Raw genomic sequence first — 24,133 nt, 5'->3', positions numbered from 1 at the left:
AGCCGTCGCCGCGGCGATCGACTTTCCAGATCTTGTGAGCGGTGTGATCACCGCCGACACGCGGTTCAATGACGACGAGTATCTGTCACGTGACGATTCGAGTCGGGTCTAATCTCTTCCCTGGAAGAGGGGTGGCCGACTTCTTCCGAGTGCGCGCGGTGTCAAGCCCTTCTGCGCCGGACTTCCTGCTGCGGCATGTCGCTAAGGCATCATTCGGTCGAGTCGGCGACTCGTGGCGATGGAAACGCAGCGATCGCTACAACATTCGATTCGTCCGCTCCTGGAACTTCTTCCGTACCTGCACGCGCCATTGGCGGTGGTCCGCACCGAGTTTGGTTTGGTCACCTCGGAAACGGCTGCGGAGATGCGGGGATTGGCCGTGGGGTGTCCAGGTAGGACTGGGCGCCCGCTTCGTCGACACCACGTTGAGTCGCGATGATCGTCAGGAGGGCGGACTCGACATCCGGCGCCATTCGCTCCGCGTTGCCGCAGACATAGACATAGGCCGTCCTCGAGCCACGCGTACAGCTCTTCTGCGTGCTCGAGCATGCGCGTCTGAACGTACTCTTTGTGTGCCTGGTCGCGTGAAAATGCCGTGTCGAGATGTCCGGGCAAGGCGATCCATACTGAACTCGTTGAGTTCGGATGTGTTGACCGTCAACCCATTTGCACGTGCCACGTCGGCGAACCGAGCCGCAACGCCCTCTGCGTTCCCAGTCTGTGACCCGAACAGTACGTTGACCGTTGTCGTGGTCGACGTGTCGGCACTGTCCATCGAAGTGCTCACAACTGGCTCACTGAGGACTTGTGACTCCATTGTCTGTTTCTCCTTCCCCCACGGGAGGCCCCCGAGCCCCGACAGCTCGGCTTGTTGCAAGGTCGAGGCGTCACCTCGGCCAAGATTGCAACTGAATAGTTGACATCTTCGCTTGGGTCCGCCAGCCTTGTCAACAGCGTCGACGGGCGCCGCGCTACATAAAACCTTGGTGCAGGAGGGAATTCCGCATACCTGGGACGACTATCGGGCCGGACCGGCCCGGATCGTGACTTCGCCTGTCTACGCCGCCAGCGGCAGCTATCGGGCGCGGATGGTTGGCGAGTATGGCGAGCAGCTCGTTTCTCTGACCGCCATTCGCGACGGACGATTGGTGATTCCGATCGAGTCGGGGCCCAGCAACACATTTCAAGACGATGCGCCTGGTGGTGAGGTCACTCGTCGTCACGTGGTCGATATCGACATTCGGACCCTACGGAAGTCGGCGGAGCGATGAGGGCGTCAACACGGCATGCCAGGCGAGGAATGATGGCGGTCTGGTCTGTCGTCATCGGTTCCAGCGCAACACAATTCATGTGTCAATCCAACGGTGCGCCGGGTCGGCCCAGGCTCGGATCGCTCGGGGAGTGATCGGAAGAGGAGTCCGTCCATGAGTAGGAATATCGAGTCTGTCGCTGCGGTCGCACCGGCCACAGGGGAGCCGTTGGTTGTCGAGTCGGTCGAGGTCCGCGCACCGGAGTCGCATGAGGTGCTTGTGCAGATGAAGGCGAGCGGCCTGTGTCATACCGATTTTTCGATGATGACCGGCGACTTCCCGGGGACCGCGCTACCGGCAGTGCTCGGCCACGAAGGGGCGGGAGTTGTGCTGGAATGTGGAAGGGATGTCGATGGTGTTCAACCGGGGGACCACGTCATCCTGAGCAACATCGCGCATTGTGGAGTGTGTGCCTCGTGCCGGACCGGCAAGTCGTCGTTCTGCGCCGAAACCGCAAAAGCGGGCAGCCGCCGCCCGGTCTATACGTGGAGAGGCAAGGAAATTGCGTCCGCCGGCGTTGTCGCCAGCTTTGCCGGTCATAGTGTGCTTCCTGCCGGAAACTTGATCAAGATTCCGAACGACATGCCGTTCGATTCGGCAGCGCTCGTCCCATGCGGAGTCATTACTGGGATGGGGGCAGCGCTCTCCAGTGCCGAGGTGAGTGAAGGGTCGACGGTGGTCGTCATCGGGATGGGGTCCGTCGGGCTCAATGTCATCCAAGGAGCACGCATCGCCGGAGCGGCACGGATCGTCGCGGTGGATACCAATTCCAGCAAGGAGGATGTCGCGAAGCGATTCGGCGCTACGGACTTCCTGCAGCCGATCGCAACTGAGCACACGCTCGCTGACCAGGTCACCGAGCTGCTGAGCGGGCCGGCAGACTACTCGTTCGAGTGTGTCGGCAACGCCCGACTCATCGAACAGGCCCTCGCGATGGTCGACCCGTTCAGCGGCGTGTGCGTGGCTGTTGGGATCGCGCCGGGCGGAAGCGAATTGACGCTGCCGGCGTCGACGTTCTGGATGGGACGGCGTCTGCAGGGCACCTTCCTCGGCAATGTCAATCCGCTGACGGACATCCCACGAATCGTCGACTGGTACCGCGACGGCACGGTCCTGCTCGACGAACTCGTCACCCATCGGCTGAACCACGCGAACATCAACGATGGATTCGATCTGGTTTCCAGTGGCCAAGCCGTGAGAACCGTAGTCGTGTACTGAGAACGGAGTAGATACATGGACGGCCTCGAGCGTCTCGTTGCCGAGAGCGACATCCGGCAGCTTCTCGGCCTATATCCGCAGCATGCCGATGATGGGGAACACGACGCCTTCGCAGGTCTGTTCTCCGACGATGGCGTCATTCGCATCGGTGACCGGGTCATCGCGGGCCAATCGGAGATCCGCGACTGGATTGCCTCGACCGCCGCGGCAGGTCCGCTCCGACACCTGATGATGAATTCGTATGTGCGCGTGACATCGTCCGTGGAGGCATACGGCAGTCTCGACATGGTTCTGCTGGGTAAAACGCACGGCCACTGGGAGATTCGGGCAGCGCCACGCTATTCGGACCGGTTCGTGAAGACCGCCGCGGGATGGCGGTTCGCGGAGCGGACCCTGCAGCTCAGGTGATCAGTTGGTGAAAGGTCGTCGCTGTGCGGCCGTGTGCAGCCTTGTCTCCAAAATAGTAACTAAATAGTTGACATTCTGGCTCGCCCCGGCCTACGTTGTGGGCAGCGCTGGTCTGCTGCGCTCAAATCTGCAAGGAGGCAGACAATGACCGATCTGACGGGCACCCTGACGGTCGTCACTGGAGGAGGACAGGGGGTGGGGTTCGCTCTCGCCGCCGAGGCCGCGCGGCTCGGCTCCCGCGTGGTGATCGGGTCTCTGACCGATGCCGCGGCTGCCGTCGAGAAGCTCAGGTCCGAAGGGTACGAAGCCGACTGGTTCCAGGTCGACGTCTCCCACCCCGATGAAGTGGAAGCTTTCGCCACATTCGTGCAGGGGAAGCACGGTCCTGCGAATGTGGTAATCAACAACGCCGCCGGCGGCGGTGCGCAGGGCTCACTGTTCGACAGTGATGTCGACGCCTTGCGCCGCACCCTCGAGGTCAACGTTCTGGGCTACATCTGGATCATTCGCGCCTTCGCGGGCGACCTGGTCGCGAAGGCGAAGGAAGATAAGCCGGCATATGTGCTCAACGTCGGCTCCGAGCACTCGCTGGGCGTGCCGCCTCACGTCATGCCGCTCAGCGGCTACACGATCAGCAAACAAGCGGATCTCGCCATCACGGAGACTGCGCGCCGTGATCTCGCCGCCACCGGGGTTCAGGTGTCTCTCCTGGCGCCAGGCTGGGTGCTGACGGAGTCCGTTTCCGCGATCATGGACAAGTCGGAGGAATTCCGCGCGGCCGTCGAGCCGTACACACAGCCGGCCGCCGACGTCGCCCGCATCGCTTTCGAGGGGCTGAGCAACGGCCGACAGATCATCGTGACCAATCCGAAGTCAGTGCCCTTCGCGCGTGCTCGCGCCGAGGCGGTCCTGCGCGACCTGGACGCGGCCGGGCGTGGCGGCGGCCAGGACCAGAGCGGCGACATCAGCAAATGCCCGGTCATGGGCCACTGACAACCAACTCTGCTGGGAACTACCTGAGGAACATCATGAGTACTCTCGCCTCTGAAACCCCACTTCCGGATCTCAGCGATCCAGCGACTTTCGTCGATGCTGTCCCGTATGAGGCGTTCAAGCGTATCCGTGAGACGCCCGGCCTGTATTGGCAGCCAACCGAATTGTCGACCGTGAACGGCGGCTATTGGGCCGTCACCAGATTCAAGGACATCCAGCAACTGGAGAAGAACGTCGAGGTCTTCACCTCGACTCAGGGCGCGGCGTATCCACTCATGACACGTGAGCCGATGACCAGTCCGCACGGTGACGTGCTGATGCTCACCGACCCTCCCCGGCATACTCGGCTTCGGCGGGCCGCGGCAGGCGGCTTCGCCCCGCGGGTCGTGCAGCACTTCGAGCCCTGGGTGCGCGAGATCGTCGACGAGGTCATCGAAGGGGTCGCAGATAAGGACGAGTTCGACTACGTCGAGGAGTTTGCTCGTACCGTCCCGGCGTATGTCATCGGGCGTGTGCTCGGTGTGCCGCGTTTGGACCGGAAGAAGATGGTCGATTGGACCATTGCCACGTTCAACGCCACGCAGCAGCGCAAGCCCGATGAGAAGGGCGAGGCTGGTCTCCACGCGATCCAGGAGGCTCAGGCCGATATGGTCGAATACGCCCTGCAGATGCAGGCGTACAAGCGTGAACACCCTGCCGAGGACATGTTCACCGAATTGGGTGCACTTGTCGAGGACGGCACGCTCAGCTCCACGGAGTTCGTCCGATGGATGGTGCTCATGATGTCGGCGGGATTCGAGACCACACACACCGTGATCGGGCAGTCCATGCGGATGTATCTCGAGGACACGGACGTCCGGGAGAAGGTCGATCGAGCCGTCGCGAACGGTGAAAGCGAGCTTGTGGCCAAGGAATTCATCCGGATGATCTCGCCGGCGATGCAGATGGCGCGCACCGCGACGACGGACATCGAGTTCGCCGGGACACAGGTGAGCAAAGGCGACGTCATGGTGCTCTACTACGCCGCCGCGAACCGCGACGAGACGGTGTTCGACAACCCCGACACGTTCGATCCGTGGCGTAAGGAGACGGTGACGCTCGCGTTCGGCTCGGGTATCCACCGCTGTATCGGGGCGTATCTGGCCATTCTCGAGATACAGGTGCTGTTCGAGGAGTTGGCCGCCAGGAACATTCGGCTCGAGCTCAATGGAACGCCTGAGCGCGGCTGGTCGAACTTCATCAACCAGCTTCAGGCGCTCCCGGTCGCCAGGAAGAAGTGAACATGAGCAATTCCGTTGCGTCCGAGGCGATCTCAGTCGGCTCGCGCTTTCCCGAGATCCCCGAGGACGCACGTTATGGGTTGCTGATCGACGGCGAGAGTACGACGGCGGAAGGTGGGGCGACGTTCCGTTGTGTCGATCCCTTCGAGAACCGCGAATGGGGTCATGTCGCCGAGGCGTCGCCCGTCGATGTCGATCGCGCCGTGCGGGCCGCGCGACGTGCGTACGCCGGATGGCGCGATACATCGCAGTCGCAGCGATCGGCCCTGCTGGTGAAGTGGGGCCGGCTGATCGCGGAACATGCGGAGGAACTTTCTCGGCTTCAGGTGCACGAGAACGGCAAAACGATCGTGGAGATGCGCGCCGCCTCGCAGGGTTGCGCGCGGGCGGCGGCGTACTACGCCCAACTCGCCCAGATGCATCACGGCTACACGATCGACCCCGCACTGCCGAACCACCAGGGCTGGACATTGCGAAGCCCGATCGGCGTGGTCGGTGCGATCACTCCGTGGAACAACCCGCTCGGGCTATTGGTGCCCAAATTGTTTCCTGCAGTGGCCGTCGGCAACACCGTGGTGATCAAGCCGAGCGAGGTGACCCCGGTGTCGACGCTGCGTCTCGCGGAACTCGCCGTCGAGGCGGGTATCCCGAAGGGTGTCGTCAACGTCGTCACGGGCGGAGGCGGCACCGGTCGGGCGCTGGCCGAGCATCCCTGGGTGGACAAACTGGCATTCACCGGGTCCACGACCACCGGCAGGGCGATCGCCCGCGCCGGAGCCGAACGCTTCGCCCGTGTCACATTGGAACTCGGCGGGAAGGGCGCGCAAATCGTGTTCCCCGACGCCGACCTCGATCGCGCTGTGGATTCCCTTGTCAAGGGCATCACGGCTGGCACCGGCCAGGCGTGCAACGCGGGTTCGCGTGTCCTCGTACACGAGAGCATCTACGAGGAGGTCATCGGTCGAGTCGGCACAGCGCTCGCCGCTCTGACGCTCGGTGACCCGCTCGAAGTCGGTACCGAGTTGGGGCCCTTGGCCTCACGTCCTCAGTTCGAGAAAGTCACGAGCTATTTCGATGTAGCAGCCGCGGCGCAGCACCGGCTGGTCACCGGCGGTCGGCGAGGTACCGGCACCGCGGAACTTGAGCATGGGCTTTTCGTGGAGCCGACGCTGTACGGCGACGTCGACAACCACGCACGCCTGGCTCAGGAAGAGATTTTCGGGCCTGTCGGTGCGGCGATCAGGTTCAGCACCGACGCCGAGGCTGTCGCCATCGCAAATGATACGAAATATGGCCTCACCGCTGGCTTTTGGACTTCGGACTTGGAGCGGGCGCATCGTCTTGCGCCGTGGCTGGAGGCCGGTGTGGTGTGGATCAACACGTGGCGAATGTTCTCACCGCTCATGCCGTTCGGCGGAACCAAGGAATCGGGCATCGGCAGCGAAGGCGGCCTGCACGCCCTCGACCAGTACACGGAAACGAAGTCGGTATATCTCGGCCTCGGTGCATAACGTCGTCAAAGCCACGCGCACCCTGTGCCAGGCAACGGATTTGGGTCGGCACACCGGTGGGAAAGAGAACAAGTCATATGTCGCAACCCGATTATCCGGTCGCACGCAAACTTGCCACCGACATGTGGGGCGCACTGGGTGGTGATACTGACCTGATCGAGAATGTCTCGTTCACCGGAGAAGGCTCCTTGCCCTCGCCCTTCGCTCTGACTGATCTGGCCGGCGCCGCATTCGGCACGGTTGGGACAGCGGTGGGGGAGTTGCTATCGGAGGTCGGGGAGCCCGCACCTCGAATAGAGGTCGACCGTGTTGTCGCGAGCGACTGGTTCCGCCTTCCTGCGGGGCCCTCGCTGCCGCTGGGTGCCCCGTTGATCCAGGAGAACCACTCGAGCAACTTTCCGTTCTTCACAGAACTGCCCACTGTGGATGATCGATGGCTGCGTCTGCACGGCATCTTCCCGTCGGCGCGGGCGCGTATCGCCAAGACGTTGGGAGTGCCGGAAGATATCGACCGGGTCACTGCGATTGTGGCACAGAGCAAAGCCGACGAGATCGAACAGCGTCTGGTCGATGGCGGATCCATCGTGGCGGCGAGCCGGACCTCGGACGAATGGTTCGCTTCCCCAGCGGGTATGGCCGTCGATCAGGAACCACTTGCCGCTGTCACCGAGCACCTCGCTGGTGGGAGCGCTTGGCGTCCGACGCCAGGCAGGCCGCTTGCGGGGATCCGAGTGCTCGATCTGACGCGTGTGCTCGCGGGGCCCATCGGAACGCGCTTCCTGGCGGCGCTCGGCGCCGAGGTCTTGCGTATCGACAAGCCCGGCTCGGACGAGTCCACAATGTGGTTCGGCAAGGGCGCGGACCAGAATCTCGGTAAGCGCTGGGCATTCCTGGATCTGGCGACTACGGAGGGGCTCGAGCAGTTCAAGCGCCTGCTGTCCGAGGCCGACGTGCTCGTCCACGGCTATCGACCGGGGGGCCTGGACGGACTCATCAGCGAGGCCGAGCGTCGCAGCATCAAACCTGATCTGATCGAAGTCGCGATCCGGGCTTATGGTTGGACAGGGCCGTGGGCCATGCGCCGGGGCTTCGACACGATTGTCCAGTTCAGTACAGGTCTGGCGAACGCGACGCAAGCATGGGCACTCGAGGATCCGGAGCATCGGCTTCCCTTGAGTATCAACGGTCATCCTATCGACGCATCTCGTCCTCGGCATACAGTTGTCGAGGGGCTCGACCTCGCCACGGGATATCTGATGGCGGCCGGCGCGATTCGTGGTTTGACGCGTCGGCTCCGGACCGGTGTCGGCTCGACCTCCAAGTTCTCTCTTGCCCGGACAGCCTCTCTGGTCATCAAGGAAGCCCGAAATCCCGATCCGGGTCCGAAGATTAATATCCCGCTCGACGGCCCGTGGCAGGACCGGATCTATACCGGGCCTTTTGGTCCGGTGCGTCGCATGATCTTCCCGGTCACGATCGACAACACACCACTGTTCTGGGAACGGCCCGCGGAGCGGGTGGGTTCGTCCTCGCCGATCTGGACTTTCTGACATTCATGAAGGACTACACCCAGCCGTGCTCGATGTCGTGGATGCGGATGAGCCCCTTCTTATGTGTTCTTCGGCGCGATGCCGTTGAAGCTCATCGAGCCGGGATATGCCAAGCCGCCCGAGATGTGGGAGCTGTGAGATCCCTTGTCCTGTAAGGGATCTGAAGAAGCCGGGCAGGTTCCCGGGGGTATTGTCAACCGTGTGGTTACTATGTGGACATGTCGAGTGAACTGGACGGCGGTCCGCAAGCGTCCCTGAACGACCCCGGAACGCCCGACGCCGCATCCGCCCCTGGTAAGGCGAGCTCCAGAATCGACAAGCGTGGCGATCCGGAGGCGACACGTGCGCGGATTCTGGCTGCGGCTGCCGCGGAGTTTGCTGAATACGGAATTGCCGGCGCGCGCGTTGATCGTATCGCCGAAAATGCGAAGTCGAACAAGCAGCTCATTTATCGCTACTTCGGAACCAAGCAGGATTTATATGAATCGGTGATGGATCGCCTGGTGACCCAAGCGCGCGCGGCGATCGAAGAAGATCGATCGAGTGGCCGTTCCTACATGGCCTCTCGGCAGTTCCATGCCGGTCGGGACGACGCCCGCCTCATCTGGGCACGCCTGCAGAGCTGGGAGGGGCTCACCGAAGGAGTTGAAAGCCCCGAGCTCGATGCCAAGCGCGCGGAGAATTTCAGGATAATGCGCGAGTGGATCGAGGAGGATCAGGCGGCTGGACGGATCACGAACCGCCTCTCCGCGGACAAGTTGGTGGCGCTTGTTGTCTTCGGTCGGATAATTCCTCTGGCCATGCCCAGGGTCTTTCGCCTGGTTTTAGGCCAGCCGTATTCGGACGAGTTCGAGAAGTCTTGGTTTGAATTCCTCAGAGTGATGTTGACCCCCGTCCCGGGGGAGACATCGGACTGATCTACGCTGGACCTGCGGTATGTTGTGGGACAATTTGATCGTTAGAAAGCACTGGATAATGGCGAAAGCCTGCTGATGAGGTGACTGCCCTTTTGTGGGCGGACTACCGTCGAAAAGTAGTCCGGTTCACGGTGTCGACGGGAGCGGCCTTTGCGTCGTCGGTCCGCAAATGCGCGTGGGCCTTCCCGCTGGTGACCTTGTGCCCGAGCTTGTCCTTGATAGCGAGGCTCGGAGTACCCTCTTGGGTGTCACCTTTGGGCCCTCCGAATTCCGTCCTAAGTTGCGAGGCCGATGAACTTCGATGGAGGGTGACGATGCCGTGGGGGTGAGTCTCGCGGTTCGCCGGTTTCTCTATTGACCGACATGGGGGCATTCGAAACTTGTGGCGCGGGCGTTGCTGTACCTAACCCGCGGGTGATCTGGCACGGCGTCTTTTGATCTATACGAGCAGCACGCACCCGTAGAGAGTGCACTCTATGAAGGGTATTCGTTGTTCGAAGTAGGCTACTGGCCGTAGTTTGCGGGGAGCTCTAGCGGCGCGCGTGGATATCAGTATACTATACTGTAACCGAACCGCTGCTGGTCGAGTGAGATCTCGTCCCGAGTGCGTCCGCCTGGATTCGCTCGAGAATCGATGGAACTTATGGCAAGAACGCAATCGAGGCCACATCGCGCGGTGCCGCGCAAGTGGCGCGGTGTCGTTGGGCGTGCTCGATGGGCATGCCAGCGTTCGCGAGATCCGCTCTCGCGGAGGCGCTTCGGGGGTGCGGCGTGAAATCGGACGAAGAACTGCCAGGAGTGGGCAAGGAGGAGAGGTGTAGAGCGGCATGTCGTGAACGCTGCACGCACGGTTGCTGACCCTCGCTCGTCGGTCGAACCGCGGCCGCTTGTGCGCGGTGCTCAATGCTTGCTGGTCATTGGCATTTGGATGGCTCCCCGGCCTTGCCGGCGCTGTGGCCGACGGCCCGTGGTCATGATCGGCGGGGAGTCGTCGATTTCGTTCTCGAGTGTGCGTGAGGTGATCGAAGTTGGCTGGAATGTACTGCGCTGCACAGTATTTTGGGGTTGCGCGGCATCGTCTGGCGATCTCGCCACCTGTGTCCGGTGTGGACCTGGGCCAGGGTGTTGCTCGGATGCCGGCGAATGTCGTCTCCGAGTTGCACGTGAACGATGATTGCGGTGACGAGTGTCGGGTGACCATACTTTTCGCGGGGCATCCCGCTCTGCAGTATCGCGCGTACCGGCACATCGCCGAACGCTTCGCAGCGGCCGCCCGTCGCGGAGGCGTCGAAGTCCGCATCGATGGCAAGCTCTCCGAAGATCTGTGTCCTCTGCCTTGTGCGCGGCTATGGATGCCGTGACTCCCGAGACCTCTAGCAATCAGTGGATTTCGCTACGAAGATCCTATTCAGTGTCCCATACCTCTGCCGTATCGTTCTGCCTCATCAGGTTGGTACCTTTGTTCAAGACCTTGCTCAGCGCCCTGCTCACAGCGCGGGCGCGGATCCTTGCGATCGCGCTCATTCCGAGTGTTGCGCTATGCGGCCTCGGGATTGCCGGTGGCTGGATCCTGGTGGATCGTGGTGTTAGCGCGAAGAATTGGTCCGCCGAGATCGAGCACGCCTCGACGCCAGGCTTCGAGTTCATCAGTGGTGTTCAGCAGGAGCGCGAGAGGTCACTTCTACGGCTGGCTGGTGGGGCAGCCGACCCGACCTCATTGCAAGAGGCGCGACATCGCGTCGACGGCGGGTGGGACGTGGTCACGTCGGCCGGCCACCCCCTCGAGAAAGTGGTGCCAGGCACCACCACCGACATCGTGGCGACGGTCGACACTGCGCGTGCCGGCATTTCGGCGCTGCGAAGCCGCGTCGACGTCGGTAGTGCTTCGGTCGACGAAGTCGATCAGTTCTACACGCGCGTGGCCGCTATCGCTATCAGAGGCACGTCCGCCGTCACCACGACTGCGCCCGATACGAAGACCGCGACGAACCTCGCCATTGCGACCCGCCTGGCCGACGTCGCAGAGGCGATGTCGCACAGCAACGCGCTAGGCGGGCTCGCCGCCATCGATGGTCGGCTGGCGCCGGATCTATTCGCCGAGTTCAACCGCTTGATCGGTTTCTATCACACCGAGGCCGGCGCGCTCGAGACCGAACTCGCTTCGGATGGTCAGAAACGCATGACTGCGCTCACCTCCGGAGCGGCTTGGCAGAACCTGAGCAGGATGGAGGAAGCGCTGATCCAGTACGGCACCGGATCGCGCGGGGACACCGAGTCGCGAGCCCCATCCGTGCCGTTCGACTTGGCGAGTTGGCAGAGTGCTGCCACCGCCGTCAACAATGAGTTGCTGGGGATATGGGTATCGCAAGTCCGCTCCGCACTCAGTCTCGCTGCGGACGCTGGGCAGCGAATGGCGTACACCTCACTGCTCGCTGCCGTCGCGATTGTTGTTGTGGCGGTTATCGCGTTCGCTGTCGCACTGGCATTGTCCAACCGACTGATCCGGCGTCTACGACGATTGCGGACTCGGACGTTGGCGTTGGCGGATGAGGAGCTGCCACGGTTGTTGTGGAGGCTGGAGGCGGGCGAGTCGGTCGATGTGGCGGCTGAGCCTACCGAACTCGATTTCGGTCGTGACGAAATCGGTGAGGTCGCAGAAGCTTTCGGTAGAGCCTATGGCGCCGCGGTGAGCGCGACGGTCGCCGAGACCCGGACTCGTGAGGGTGTGCGGGCGGTATTCCTCAATATTGCTCACCGCAGCCAGATGGTTGTCCACCAGCAGTTGGCGTTGCTGGACCGAGCCGAGGAACGGCAGGAGGATCCGGCGTTGCTGGAGCTGCTGTTCAAGCTGGACCAATTGGCGACCCGAGAACGGCGGAACGCCGAGAATCTCATCATCCTCGGCGGCGACCGGCCGGGGCGCAAATGGCGAAATCCGGTGACTTTGCTGGAGATCGTCCGTAGTGCGATTGGCGAGACCGAGGGTTTCGCGCGGGTCAGCATCGGACGCCTGCCCGAGGTCATGCTGCTGGGGTCGGTGGTGGCCGATCTGGTGCATCTGCTCGCCGAGTTGGTTGACAATGCGAATGCGTTCTCTCCGCCCGAATCCCGTATCGAAGTGTCCGGCAACGTCGTCGGCAAGGGCGTGGCCGTCGAGGTCCTGGATCAGGGCCTCGGGATGACCACGGATCAGATGGAGCGGATTAATGCCGCCCTTAGCGACGCCCCGGACTTCGGTGTCGCCGAGATCTCCAGTGAGTCCCGGCTCGGAATGTTCGTGGTCGCCCGCCTGGCAGCCCGCCACGACATCGGCGTCCGCCTAGCCGAATCCGATTATGGCGGGATTCGTGCTGTGGTCCTCATTCCGACCAAGCTCGTTGCGAAGAATAGGGATACTGAAACCGTTGACGCGGAGATTGTTCGATCGAATCCGGCAACACTGTGCGAACCGCCGCACGGCGGCGTGCGGGTAGTCGGTCATCAGGTCATTGCGGCGGTCGAGCAGCCCTGGTCGCAGGCTTCCGGCCCGTCTGTCGATCGTGCTCGCCATCGTCAGCATGCTACGAAATTGCCTGAGTCTCAGCAGGTTCACGCACAGGGCGAGGTTGCGGAAGCGGCCTGGTATCCGGACGATGGCCGTCCACCCTTGCCGCGGCGTCGTCGTCAGGACAGTCTCGCGCCCGAGCTGGCCAATCACGGCGTCGACTCGGAGTCGGCGGCGCCCGTGCTGGATCCCGCGCATTCGCCGGAGCGTGCCCGCAGCATATGGGCCGCGATCGACACGGGTACCAGACAAGGCCGCCGACCGGCTGGCCCCGGCCACGGGCAGCAGCTGGATCAACCCCAACAACCGAGAGGTTCATGGTGACTACCGCCCCAATGGAAAGGCTGGATTGGCTGCTGGACGATTTGGTCCGCCGGCTGGTTGGTGTTCGTCATGCGGTGGTGTTGTCCGCGGATGGGTTGTTGCTTGGGCAATCGACGGCGATTGAGCGCGATGCCGCGGAGCATCTGTGTGCCATGGCCTCCGCGTTGCACGGGCTGGCGCGAAGCGTGGGTCGGCGATTCGATGGTGGGTCCGTGCGGCAGACGGTAGTGGAGTTGGACCGAAGTGTACTGTTCGTCTCGTCGGCCGGGTCGAACGCCTGCCTCGCGCTGTTGGCCGAGGAGTCGGCGGATCTGGGATTGATTGCGTACGAGATCGGGCAGGTCGTGATTCGCGTCGGCACAGTGCTGTCGGCGTCGACTCGTGGTTCCCGCGCCGGAAGACCTGATTCGGGAGTGCCGTGAGCGACCGGCGCCACTCCTGGTTCGACGACGCCGCCGGGCCGTTGGTGCGTCCGTTCGCGGTAACCCGCGGGCGTACACGCAGTTCGCGTGCGGATCTCGAGGTATCGACGCAGGTGATGACGGTCTGTGCCGCCTCGCCGAGCCAGGGCATGGATCCCGAGCATCGTGAAATTCTGCAGTTGTGCGCGAAACCGCAAGCGGTGGCGGAGGTTTCGGCGCGGCTACAGCTTCCCCTGATGGTGACAAAAATCCTGATCAGTGACCTTATCGTTTACGGCTGCCTTGTGTTCCGGCCATCTGTGCCGCAGGCGAGCGCCGATATAGACACGCTCCGGGCGGTTTTGAATGGTATTAGAAAACTCTGACGTGGACACACGAGAACGTCGGCCGGCCGCGTCGGTGAAGATTCTCATCGCTGGCGGGTTCGGTGTGGGGAAGACAACCACCGTTGGTGCGGTTTGGGACCATAGTGTTCGCTCGATGCCTTGTGTTGATGCCAGACGGCTGTAGCGGCGATATTCTGACTGTGCCTGCTAGGTAGATCGCGAGTGTCGATGGTCGAAGGTGATCCGTTCCGAACACAGCGCGACGTCGGAATCGACGTCGTCGCGGAGTTGGGTCACGCCGGATTCGAGGATGCGGAGGAAATCGGCCGAGGCGGCTTCGGCATGGTATTCCGGTGCGTGCAGCACGCCATTGGACGCACTGTGGCGGTAAAGGTGCTGACCGGCCGGTTCGAGGAGGATCGCGAGCGCTTCTTCCGCGAGCAGCGCGCGATGGGCCGGCTCACTGGACATCCGAATATTGTCGACATGCTGGAGGTTGGTGAAACAGCGAGTGGTTTGTTGTATCTGGTGATGCCTTACCACTCGCACGGCTCGTTGGATACGCGCATTCGCACTAACGGGCCGCTTCGGCCTGCCGAGGTGCTGAGCCTGGGGGTGAAGATTGCGGGTGCGTTGGAGGCGGCGCACCGCGCGGAGATTTTGCACCGCGATATCAAGCCGGGAAACATTCTGCTGACCGACTACGGTGAACCAGCGCTGACCGACTTCGGGATCGCTCATGTCGGCGGCGGGTTCAAAACGGCAACCGGTACGGTCACCGGATCGCCGGCGTTCACCGCACCCGAGGTGCTCGGTGGCGAGGGGGCGAGCCCAGCGTCCGACGTGTACGGGCTGGGCGCCACGTTGTTCTGTGCTCTGACCGGGCATGCGGCATTCGAGCGCCGTGAAGGTGAGCAGCTGGTTGCGCAGTTTCTACGTATCACGGAGGAACCCGTTCCGGATCTGCGTGAGAACGGCATTCCGGACGACATATGTAGTGCGGTCGAGGCGGCGATGTCGCGCGATCCGCGCGATCGCCCCACTGTACTGACCTTGGGGCAGCGTCTGCGGCAGATAGAGCGCGACCATGGGCTGGTAGTCGACGAGATGATACTTCCGACGGGACCACGAACCGGTCTGCTGGCCGACCATGTTTCGGCTGCGGTGCCGATGTCAGCCATGGGAAACAACGTCGGGAATCTACCGCTCGAGCTGACCAGCTTCGTTGACCGGCGGCTCCAGGTGGCCGCGGTCAAGAGTCTGCTCGCAAGATCACGTCTCGTTACGCTTACAGGGATCGGAGGTGTCGGCAAATCACGACTCGCGCTGCGGGTGGCTCACAAGGTGCGGACTGACTTCAACGGCGGAGCATGGCTGGTGGAGCTTGGTGACCTCACGGAGCCGACATTGGTCCCCGACGCTGTGGCCGTTGCCCTCGGGCTGCGTAACCGGGGCGCCCGCCCGATGGTGGAAGCGATGGAACACTTATTGTCCAACCGCGACGTGCTACTTGTCCTCGACAACTGTGAGCAGGTGATCGACGCGGTCACGTCGCTGGCCGAGTCGTTGTTGCAGACGTACCCACAGTTGCGGATCCTGGCGACCAGCCGCGAGGCTTTGAGTGTAGGCGGAGAAGCGGTGTTCTCTGTGCCCCCGTTGGATGTTCCCGTCATCGCTGACCAGCTGACACGACGTGTGGCGGCACGCTACGACGCCGTGGCGTTGTTTGCCGAACGCGGGGCCGCGGCGGTGCCGGGTTTCGAGATCACCGAGGACACCGATCGCTGTGTGGCCCGGATCTGTGCACGGCTGGACGGCTTGCCATTGGCGATCGAGCTGGCCGCGGCCCGTCTGCGGACGATGTCGCCGGAGCAGATCCTGTCCCGGCTCGATGATCGGTACGAGTTGCTGACACGGGGGAGCCGCGGTGCCCCGGTGCGGCAGCAGACCCTGCGGTGGTGCATCGGCTGGAGTTATGACCTTTGTACCCCGGTCGAGCAGCGGCTATGGGCCCAGCTGTCGGTCTTCGTCGGTGGTTTCGAGTTCGACGCCGCCCAGCAGGTATGCGGCCACGATCTGTCCGAAGCGGAGGTACTCGATGGTGTGTCCGCTCTGGTCGACAAGTCGATCCTGATACGTGAGGAAATCGATGCAGCGATTCGATTTCGGATGCTCGAGAACGTTCAAGAGTACGGGCGCGAAAAAGCTGAGGAGAGTGGGAACTACCGCGAATACGAAAGGCGTCATCGCAACTGGTGTGAGCAACTGGCGCTGACAGCGGGGGCGGAGTGGGTCGGCCCGGACCAACTGCGCTGGATTGCTCGCTTGGACCGGGAGCTGCCGAATCTGCGTAAGGCATTGGAACTAGGTCTGCGCGAGGCCGACGATTCCGCGTTGAGGATCGCCTCGGCGCTCTACCTGTTCTGGACTTTGCGTGGACGGTTGAGTGAGGGACGCCGTTGGAGTACGCGCGCGCTCGATCGCACGACCGACGCGCGGATTACCGACCGGGCGAAGAGTCTCTACTCAGCCAGCGTGATGGCCGCGATGCAGGGAGATCTGCCGGCCGCGGCTGGGACAATGGCCCGGCTCGAGACCTTGGCCGACGAGGCCTCGGACCCACTGGTCGCAGCCCTCTTCGCGCATGCCGAAGGGACCACCTACATTACCGGTGATGACGACGATCTAGCGCGTGCCCGCCCTCTTCTGCTTGATGCTCTCGACACGTATGAAGCATCAGGCGACCTCAAATTGCAACTGGATGCCCTGATTGCGCTAGGCTGCGCAAATGCTCTGCAGGGGGACGTTCAGAACGCCGCTGTGTATCTGAAAAGAGCCCTCGAAATCGCGGAGTTCAACGGCGAGACTATGTTTCGGTCGTGGGCCTCGTGGGCGGCGGGATTCACAGACTGGAAAGCGAACGAGTCGGACCGCGCTGTGCACATGCTGCGGCAAGGGATTCGGTCCGCGCGTCTGGTAGCTGATCCGCTCATCGCTGCGGCCTGTTCGGAGACAATGGCCTGGATCGAGGCCCAAGCGGAGAACTACCGACGTGCCGCGGTCTTGACAGGGGCTGCCGACTCCTTGGGTCGCGTTGCCGGCAGTTCGGCATTCATGTTTCGAAAAATGCGTGTCTACCGCGATGATTGCTTTCAGAGTTGCCGCAAAGCGTTGGGGAATAAGGTGTTCGAGTCGGCGCGCAAGGAAGGCGCCGCCATGAGTTTCGATGCGGCTGTCGGCTATGCATTGGGAGAGGGGCCGGGAACAATCGAATCCGAGCCGCGCTCAGAGGGAAAACTGACCAAGCGCGAGCGCCAAGTTGCGGGTCTCGTTGCCCAGGGCCTTACCAATAGGGCGATCGCAGGCAGGTTGGTGATCTCGCCACGTACGGCAGAGGGACATGTGGAACATATCCTGACGAAGCTCGGGTTCACCTCACGAGCACAAATTGCGGCATGGGCCGCCGCGAAGTCCGACTCGTGAAGCCGTGAGGTGCCGCTTACAGGATTGCGGTTCGCTGAATGTCGGCCCCTCGCAAATAGTTTCGAACCGGCCAGCGTCCCCCAGGATGTACTACATGATGGATCCGGCGCAGGCCGCCGGCGCGGCGGAGCTTCACCGGGTGATCAACGGTTCGCCGTCACTACGCGCGGCGTATCTGGACCGGATGCTCGGGAACCAGTCCCGCATCGCCGACGCCGCCCGAGAACGAGCCCACGACGGCAATGGTGAGGCTTTTGGTCGTGGACGTCGGAGTGGATCGTCGACCAGCGCTCCGACTGCCCACCGTTCATTCGGGCTATGTAGATACAGGCGCGAGATAAGCGCTGCGAGAAGGCGTTCGGCATCCTCGGTCATCGCCGGCATACAGGACAGGGCGAGTCTTTCCTCGTCTTCCAGCTCCGCGTCCTGGCGGAGGGTGTCGACCTTGCCCAATAATCTGTACTTGGGGCATTGCTCCCGCATCCTCGGGTGATGGCTCGGAAAGTACCGAAAACTCAGAGTCCCCCCGGTCGGGATGTGCTTCAAGATCAATGCGTCATGCTTCCAGTCGACGTCCTCGAAGCGGATGCCGGGGAAGTTGTGAATCTTCCCGACGAGATGGCCGGGTATGTCGGAGAAGACAGCGAGATCGTTGAAACGTGGCGAGAAGACGAGAGTGTTCACCATGAGGCCGTAGAGATCCCGCCAGTGATGACCGCGGTTGTCACTGGCCTCCACCAACTCCTGCGGTGGTGACTGCGCCGAGTTGAGGAGCATCAGCGCCAACTGTGCCCGCATTCGCTGCTGCGAGCGATTGTCGGTATCGAATCCGATCAGACTGCCCCGGACACCATATTGCGCTTCCCATCGTGGCTCAGGGGAGTAGCGCTGCCGGGCGCGGATAATCTTGTTGCGGCCCAAGGAATTCGACGAGTCCGACATCGCGCGTCTCCACGCTGCCCAGGCATCAGCACAGTGACACGCCAGTCTCGCTGACGAAGACGTTGACCAGGTAGCGCAGTGTCCACGCCCTGCGTGGTTGCTGTTGGAGATGCCTGGTATCCACCAACAGACCTCGGCTACTGCTGCCGAGACAACTTCCTGCTGCAACGCCCGACTCTACACACGACGTAAGCAGCCTGTCGACCAATCCGATTGCACACGAGCAACCTTGAGCGAGCCGTGCACTTCATAGAGCCGGAGGGGGATCAGGGGCGGATGTTCAGCCGCTCGATGATCTGTGCGATCTCTGCGGCGCTCGCACGTTTTGGGGACGCCTCCGCTTCGCGGATCGTGTGCCGCATCACCTCAACAGGATCGGTGAGGAGTTTCAGAGAACCGTTCTGGTCGATGATGGGGAATGGATGCCCCGCTTCAGCGGTCTTCATCAACCCGAGCGACATCTCGGTCAGGATCATGTACAACGTCGCGGCATCCAGCCCGGTACGTTGCATGAGCTCGGGCAGGATTTCACCCATCCAGCCGAAGAACGTGAGGTCACCGTCTCCGTTGGGCAGCGTGATGAGCAGGCGTCCGGCGCGGGGGTCGTAGTCGATCTCGGTGTCGAACAGGGCGCAAATCCTGTTGATCAGTACTTGAACGCCACTGAGCTGCACCTCGAGTCTTTGAGACCGGGCAATGGTGCGTGACCTGATGCGGGCCAGGCCATCCGGGTCGAGCAGATTGTCAGTCGGGAATCGGATCAGGCACGTTCGAGTCTCCTTGTCCGTCGGCGGCCATTCGAGGGTTTGGGCGATGTCCCAATAGATCCGGTCCTTCTCGACATCCCACAAGGTCAGAACTACCGGATCCCAGAAGTCTTCCCACAGCTGCATATGGTGTCGCTTGAACGGGTAGGACACGTACCTGCCGTCACTGCTTCGACACCGTGACGCGTGGTGAATGTGCTTGGCCTGGACGAAGAACCGGAACGGGGTGGGCTCGCCGTCGTCGAAGATCCGCACGTGCAAGTCCTCGCCGTAGTCACGGTGCAACTCCTCTACCGTCCACCCCGCCGAGAGAAAGGCCGCATTGAGCTTCACAATCGAGATCTCTGAGTTGATGTGAGATCTCGGCCGTCTGGGAGGCATTTCAATCTCCTTTTGCGAGTCGGTATCTCAGCACGCATTAGCCTCCGGACTAGAGTGCCGCACTGACCGGTCCGCTGCCTGATGTTTGCGGTCCATGATGTTGCCGAGGGTCGATTTCAAGATTGTCCCGATGGTGGGTGACCGGGTATCCAAGCGCCCAGGACGGCCCTGGATGCCCGGCTGGGTCAACCTTTGGGGCACGGCTGAGGAGGGTGAGGTCCTTGCCTGGCCATCGTATCGAGCAACGAAGGTGTTGACGCTGCGTCTCCTTTGAGTGCTCACGTCCCCGGACTGACGGCCACGGTGTCCACACTGCTATCGCGGTGAAGGGTTCCAAGCCCGGTTCTCGGGTTCGTGTCCCGATGCGTGAGCGGCATCGCCCTCAATCACACGCAATACTCCGCAGTTCCCGGCAGGTCTCCGCACTGCACCGCTGAACTGTGGTCTGTGGATTCTGTTGTGGTGCAGTGAGATCGAGCGGGAGTTAGCGACCGAGATCGTTGCCCGCTCATCGCAATCACGCGTCGACGGACGGGGAAGACAATGTGGGCGGAACTCGGCAAGACGGTCCGCAAAGCTATGGATAGCTGGGGGCATACGCTGCGGCTGTGCGTATGTGCGTGCGTGCTCGGGTCGATCGCCGTCGCGATCCTCATTGTCACGGCCCTGTAATCCGCTGCCGGACGTGATTGTTTCGGAGAAGATAAGACCGATGAACAGCCCCACCGGTGATGCCACCCCGCGGCTCGCACAAGAGCTCGCGGCGCTGCGTCACCGCGTACAGGCCGACAAGACCGACCTGCCGAATGCCTTGCGCGGCACCGGCGATTCCCTCTCCGACGATACCGTCAGCAGGATCGAGAACGGCACCAATGTACGGGCGCGGTCGGTGTCGATGTACGTGAAGGCGTGCGAACGAATCGCCGCGCACAAGAAACTGCCGATCGACCCTGCATGGTTCGACCGACAGTACTGGCAGAGGCTGTGGAAGGACGGCAATGCCGCGCCCCCGTTCCCCACTCCTCGGAGTGAACTCTCCAACCCGTCACCTGTCCTCGTCGACAACGCTTCTGCATCGTGGACCGAACGGCTCGCACCGAACTGGGCGAATGCCGCCACTGTGCCATACCGGGCTTCGAAGGGGCCGGTCAGCAAGCCGGTCTGCGAATGGTCAGCCGAGGCTCTGCGCATACATGCGACGGTGGGTGGGACTCGAATGGTCGACTATGTCCTGCGCCCGCATGACACCGCCGTCCGACAAGCGATCGATGGCGCCCTCGCCGGGCGCGCAAGTCGGATGATCATCCTGCGGGGAGGTTCGTGCACCGGCAAAACCAGGTGTGCCGTCGAGGCCGTACGAAACCGACTTCCGGACTGGTCGCTGGTCCGCCCGAGCGGGAAGGATCAGCTCCATCAGGTCCTCGAATCGGACATAGCCGCGTCGACTGTGATCTTGCTCGATGACATTCAGGAACTTCTGGGACCTGGCGATGGTGAGGACAAAGTTGTTCCGCGGCTCTTCGAGGTCGCTACCACTAGCTGCGCTGTGCTTGTCATCGGGACGGTATGGGGTGATACGGAATCTGACGAGCAGCTCGATCTCGGGGTCGCGGTGGAGCGATTGTTCGACCTCAACGTCGAGGTGATCGCTGTGCCGTCAACCTTCTCCGTGTCGCAGATCGACGACGCACGCAGGATCCTGGGACCGGAGTTCGCTGACGTGCTTGATTCCGCCGCCGCGAGTGGCGAACTCGTGCAGAACCTCGCTGGCGGTCCGGCACTCGTACGGTCATATGAAGGCGCGGGTACTCGACTGAAGGCTGTGTTGACAGCTGCGATCGACCTGTTCCGAATCGGCCATGCACTTCCGATTCCGGACGAGCTGCTGCGCAAAGCTGCCGCTTGTTATCTCAGTTCACGTCAGCAACTGAGGTTGCGGGACGATTGGTTCGAGCTGGCAGTTCGGGAAGCGACCACGCCGGTGAAGCGGGCGGTTGCGGCTCTCGAGCCTGCCAGGACAGTCATCGGCGGTGAAGCTTTGGATGGCTTCATGCTCGCGGATTTCCTCGGCTACTACGGCAAAAGGCATCTGAACGAGCCTCCGCACGAGCAACTGTGGGGGCTTGTCGCGGATCAGGCGGTCAACCGATCGGCGGCCCGTGCAGTCGCGCTGGAGGCTCGGCGTCGTCTGCTCTATCCGGAAGCAGAGCGTTTGCATCGCCGCACCATCGAACTGGGCTGGATCGGTGGGTGGGCGGACCTCGCGCGATTGGCCAGAGACCATCATGATCTGTCATTTGCCGATGAATTGGTCGCTGCAGCACAGGCTGATCTCGGTGCGGCACACGGCTATCCCGGCTACCTCTGGTACGAGATCGCCCAGCTCTACTACACGGTCGATGACCCGACAACTGCCGAAGTTATGCTTCAGAACGCCAACGACGTTTTCATCAATTGGTCGGTCGTGGCGAAGTTGCGCGAGGAGCACGGAGATGGCTTCGGTGCGGACGAGGCCGCACGGAAAGACTGTGAACGAGAAGGTATCCCGGTCACATGGCACGAGCACCTCATTCCGCGCCGGGCCGCCTCTGGTGACTTCGTCGGCGCAGAACGCTCTGCAGAAGCTATGGCCGCTGCTGGCTTTCCCTACGGGTGGGTCGAGATCGGCAACGCACTTATGTTCTCGTATCACGACTACCGCGGCGCAGCGCGCGCATTCCAAGCAGCTGCTGAACGTGGCTATGAGAACTCGTGGCAGGACGTCGGACGAGCGCTGGCGTTGTTGGGGGAGTACGAGGCTGCCGAGCAGACAATGCTTCGTACCGCCCTCTCCGACGTCGACGAGCCGCAGTACGCCTGGGCCGAGCTTGCCGCGCTGCGGCACGAGCTTGGAGACACGCAGGGTGCGGAGGCCGCGGCCGAGCGAGGGGAAGGAATGGGATGGGCCCGTCTCGCCACTGAACGGGCAAAAGATGGAGAGTTCGACAGCGCGAAGATTGCTGCAGCCAACGCTGCGGGCCTCGGAGACGGAACCGGATGGGCGGAGCTAGCCGCCGAGTACGAGCGAGCAGGACTACAGGAGGAAGCCGAACACGCCGCACGGAACGCGGCGCCATTCGAATCCGGCGGACTCTTCGGCGGACAGGACGGATGGCGGCAAATCATCCGCCAGCGTTGTGAGATTGGCGATTGGGATGGCGCGAAGCGGGCGTGCTTGCAGTACCGCGGGATCGACGAGGATTACGTCCAGGAAGTCCTCGTGGCCATCTACGAACACTCCGGACAGACCGAGGACGTCGGGCGAATCGTGGCGCAGCGTGCGAAGCCTCCAAGTGTCCTCGAAACAGTTGAAAGCCTTGAAGGACAGGGTGATACGGACGACGCCGAGGAGCTGGCAATCCATGCTGCCGGGATACACGGCCAGGTCATTCTATGGTGGCATATTGCCGAGTTCCGAAAGAGGCGCGGCGACGCTGCCACCTATTGTCAGCTGAAACACTTCGGCCTACACCCCGACGGAACGTTGCGTGAAAAGGCCGCTGCCAGAGGCCCCGTCAACGGATAGCGCCACTTCTGCACAATCCGCATCTCACTGACTTCAAAGCTCGACGGATTCACCACAGCGACCCGACACATCGTGCGGACAGAATCCTTGAGGCGTGGACGGCGACACAGCCCCTTCCCAACGCCGCGGTAAACCGCAGTTTACCGCGGCTTTCGAGGACGAGAGTGTGTCCGGCAAGTGCCCGGATCGCCATGCTTGGTGTGCCGGACGAGACCTGGAAGCATAAAGGCGGCCGGGATCATGCTCCCCGCAAGGCTGTTCCCGCGGTGATTCTGGGACCCGCATCGAGGCCGGATGTGCGACGCGCCGACGTCAGGCTTGGCCGACGCCGGACACGGGGATCGGCTGTGCCGCTTTCCCCACCCCCTGCCATGCCCGAGCGCACTCTTGGCGGTGCATCAGCTGGGTACGCGCGTCAATCATGAAGGCGCACCACAATGGGTAAGAACAGTCCGATGGATCGCGAGTTAGCCGATCGGATCGCCGCAGCCGCCGAGAGGGATCCGCAATCCGACACCGCAACAAGCGGATTCGCCGATCGCGCCGACGCGGCGGCCAGTCGCGCAGAGCAAGACGACGACCAATAGTTGATGGCGGTGGGTGGTTGTCTCCTCCACCACCCACCACGCGGCTGGCCTGCGCAGGTATCGGCCGTTCCGCGGCGCGACACTCCCGATCGTTTTCGACCCGGAACTCACAGGCGCACAGCATCGTCCAAATGCGTATGGATGACACCATCGATCGCCAGGCACTCGTAGACGGTTGTCTCTGGATGCGGATGATGCGAAGCCACGAGGACAAACGGCAGCGTCGAATCGGCAACGGCCGAGCGTTGGTCCAACCGCCGGACGTTTCCCACTCACCATTTACTTCGACCAGAAGTGAAGCAAGTGCACTGATATCCAACGCTCTTTCAGCCGAAGCCCTCCGGGTGCACGCAACTCGGCAGCAGCGCTGACAAAGCTGGGACGGGTCGGCACTGCCAGATGGGACCGGGTTCAACAAACAAGATCGGACGGTATACGAGAGACACCAGTGGTAGACCTTCGTAAGCGAAGCACCGGCTCAAACTGGTGGATATGGGCCGGCATGCAGTGCACGACAACCCTTGTGGTGGTCGACTCCGTAGCCGGCTAAACGTGCCGGTGAGGAGGTCACGGTGAAAGCCTGCGGCGTAACTGTGACGATGCTG

15 protein-coding genes and 2 pseudogenes are annotated in these 24,133 nt (G+C 62.4%); 13 read left to right on the top strand and 4 right to left on the bottom strand.

From position 1 onward, the window contains the following. Positions 1-341: 341 nt before the first annotated feature. Positions 342-603 (bottom strand): annotated as a pseudogene (locus tag NA5_RS42195) (hypothetical protein); the annotation flags it as partial. Positions 604-631: 28 nt separating this feature from the next. Continuing rightward, positions 632-775: pseudogene (locus tag NA5_RS43170) on the bottom strand (flavodoxin domain-containing protein); the annotation flags it as partial. Between the two features lie 649 nt (positions 776-1,424). Here NA5_RS43170 and NA5_RS14550 point away from each other — a divergent pair. The 11 genes from NA5_RS14550 (at position 1,425) to NA5_RS14495 (ending at position 17,286) form a co-directional block, all read left to right on the top strand. Continuing rightward, positions 1,425-2,528: an alcohol dehydrogenase catalytic domain-containing protein gene (locus NA5_RS14550; RefSeq protein ID WP_062986042.1), complete on the top strand. Its 1,104-nt coding sequence runs from the start codon at positions 1,425-1,427 to the stop codon at positions 2,526-2,528. 15 nt (positions 2,529-2,543) lie between these two features. Then, entirely contained in the window at positions 2,544-2,936 is a 393-nt protein-coding gene (locus NA5_RS14545) for a nuclear transport factor 2 family protein (protein ID WP_062986041.1), read from the top strand. A 144-nt stretch (positions 2,937-3,080) separates the two neighbouring features. Further along, positions 3,081-3,929: an SDR family NAD(P)-dependent oxidoreductase gene (locus NA5_RS14540; protein WP_062986039.1), complete on the top strand. Its 849-nt coding sequence runs from the start codon at positions 3,081-3,083 to the stop codon at positions 3,927-3,929. Between the two features lie 311 nt (positions 3,930-4,240). After that, positions 4,241-5,209 (top strand): cytochrome P450, encoded by a 969-nt coding sequence (locus tag NA5_RS14535; protein WP_169811300.1) that lies wholly within the window; start codon positions 4,241-4,243, stop codon positions 5,207-5,209. A gap of 2 nt (positions 5,210-5,211) precedes the next feature. Further along, positions 5,212-6,720, top strand: coding sequence for an aldehyde dehydrogenase family protein (locus NA5_RS14530; protein WP_062986035.1), 1,509 nt, complete (start codon positions 5,212-5,214; stop codon positions 6,718-6,720). Positions 6,721-6,797: 77 nt separating this feature from the next. After that, entirely contained in the window at positions 6,798-8,270 is a 1,473-nt protein-coding gene (locus NA5_RS14525; RefSeq protein ID WP_062986033.1) for a CoA transferase, read from the top strand. A gap of 218 nt (positions 8,271-8,488) precedes the next feature. After that, positions 8,489-9,187: a TetR/AcrR family transcriptional regulator gene (locus NA5_RS14520; RefSeq protein WP_084484140.1), complete on the top strand. Its 699-nt coding sequence runs from the start codon at positions 8,489-8,491 to the stop codon at positions 9,185-9,187. A 1,459-nt stretch (positions 9,188-10,646) separates the two neighbouring features. After that, a complete protein-coding gene (locus NA5_RS14510) occupies positions 10,647-13,055 on the top strand; it encodes a sensor histidine kinase (RefSeq protein ID WP_062986029.1) in 2,409 nt (802 codons plus the stop codon). Next, positions 12,953-13,477, top strand: coding sequence for a roadblock/LC7 domain-containing protein (locus NA5_RS14505; RefSeq protein ID WP_307188882.1), 525 nt, complete (start codon positions 12,953-12,955; stop codon positions 13,475-13,477). Before NA5_RS14510 ends, NA5_RS14505 begins: the two co-directional genes overlap by 103 nt. Further along, positions 13,474-13,842: a DUF742 domain-containing protein gene (locus NA5_RS14500; protein WP_062986027.1), complete on the top strand. Its 369-nt coding sequence runs from the start codon at positions 13,474-13,476 to the stop codon at positions 13,840-13,842. The genes NA5_RS14505 and NA5_RS14500 overlap by 4 nt, the downstream gene beginning before the upstream one ends. Positions 13,843-14,031: 189 nt before the next feature. Further along, the gene (locus NA5_RS14495) at positions 14,032-17,286 is read left to right on the top strand and encodes a protein kinase domain-containing protein (RefSeq protein WP_062986145.1); all 3,255 of its coding nucleotides are present in this window, start codon (positions 14,032-14,034) and stop codon (positions 17,284-17,286) included. A 132-nt stretch (positions 17,287-17,418) separates the two neighbouring features. On the opposite strand, the gene NA5_RS14490 is transcribed toward NA5_RS14495, so the two are convergent. Continuing rightward, positions 17,419-18,228, bottom strand: a complete 810-nt coding sequence (locus NA5_RS14490; protein WP_157110415.1) for a hypothetical protein — start codon at positions 18,226-18,228, stop codon at positions 17,419-17,421. A 266-nt stretch (positions 18,229-18,494) separates the two neighbouring features. Next, a complete protein-coding gene (locus tag NA5_RS14485) occupies positions 18,495-19,328 on the bottom strand; it encodes a DUF4365 domain-containing protein (protein ID WP_062986025.1) in 834 nt (277 codons plus the stop codon). A 760-nt stretch (positions 19,329-20,088) separates the two neighbouring features. Here NA5_RS14485 and NA5_RS14480 point away from each other — a divergent pair. Together NA5_RS14480 and NA5_RS40360 are read left to right on the top strand one after the other, a co-directional pair. Continuing rightward, positions 20,089-22,941, top strand: a complete 2,853-nt coding sequence (locus tag NA5_RS14480) for a tetratricopeptide repeat protein (RefSeq protein WP_062986024.1) — start codon at positions 20,089-20,091, stop codon at positions 22,939-22,941. A 437-nt stretch (positions 22,942-23,378) separates the two neighbouring features. After that, positions 23,379-23,528, top strand: coding sequence for a hypothetical protein (locus NA5_RS40360; RefSeq protein ID WP_157110414.1), 150 nt, complete (start codon positions 23,379-23,381; stop codon positions 23,526-23,528). The last annotated feature ends 605 nt before the right edge of the window (positions 23,529-24,133 follow it).

This window comes from Nocardia anaemiae NBRC 100462 (genome assembly GCF_001612725.1).
Lineage (GTDB): Bacteria > Actinomycetota > Actinomycetes > Mycobacteriales > Mycobacteriaceae > Nocardia > Nocardia anaemiae.
Note: the sequence above shows the minus strand (reverse complement) of the source record. Positions and strands in the feature narration are given on the sequence as shown.

Coding starts and splice junctions, on each gene's coding strand:
- NA5_RS14550 (WP_062986042.1), top strand. CDS start 1,425: ATGAGTAGGAATATCGAGTCTGTCGCTGCGGTCGCACCGGCCACAGGG.
- NA5_RS14545 (WP_062986041.1), top strand. CDS start 2,544: ATGGACGGCCTCGAGCGTCTCGTTGCCGAGAGCGACATCCGGCAGCTT.
- NA5_RS14540 (WP_062986039.1), top strand. CDS start 3,081: ATGACCGATCTGACGGGCACCCTGACGGTCGTCACTGGAGGAGGACAG.
- NA5_RS14530 (WP_062986035.1), top strand. CDS start 5,212: ATGAGCAATTCCGTTGCGTCCGAGGCGATCTCAGTCGGCTCGCGCTTT.
- NA5_RS14525 (WP_062986033.1), top strand. CDS start 6,798: ATGTCGCAACCCGATTATCCGGTCGCACGCAAACTTGCCACCGACATG.
- NA5_RS14520 (WP_084484140.1), top strand. CDS start 8,489: ATGTCGAGTGAACTGGACGGCGGTCCGCAAGCGTCCCTGAACGACCCC.
- NA5_RS14505 (WP_307188882.1), top strand. CDS start 12,953: ATGGGCCGCGATCGACACGGGTACCAGACAAGGCCGCCGACCGGCTGG.
- NA5_RS14495 (WP_062986145.1), top strand. CDS start 14,032: ATGGTCGAAGGTGATCCGTTCCGAACACAGCGCGACGTCGGAATCGAC.
- NA5_RS14490 (WP_157110415.1), bottom strand. CDS start 18,228: ATGTCGGACTCGTCGAATTCCTTGGGCCGCAACAAGATTATCCGCGCC.
- NA5_RS14480 (WP_062986024.1), top strand. CDS start 20,089: ATGAACAGCCCCACCGGTGATGCCACCCCGCGGCTCGCACAAGAGCTC.
- NA5_RS40360 (WP_157110414.1), top strand. CDS start 23,379: ATGGGTAAGAACAGTCCGATGGATCGCGAGTTAGCCGATCGGATCGCC.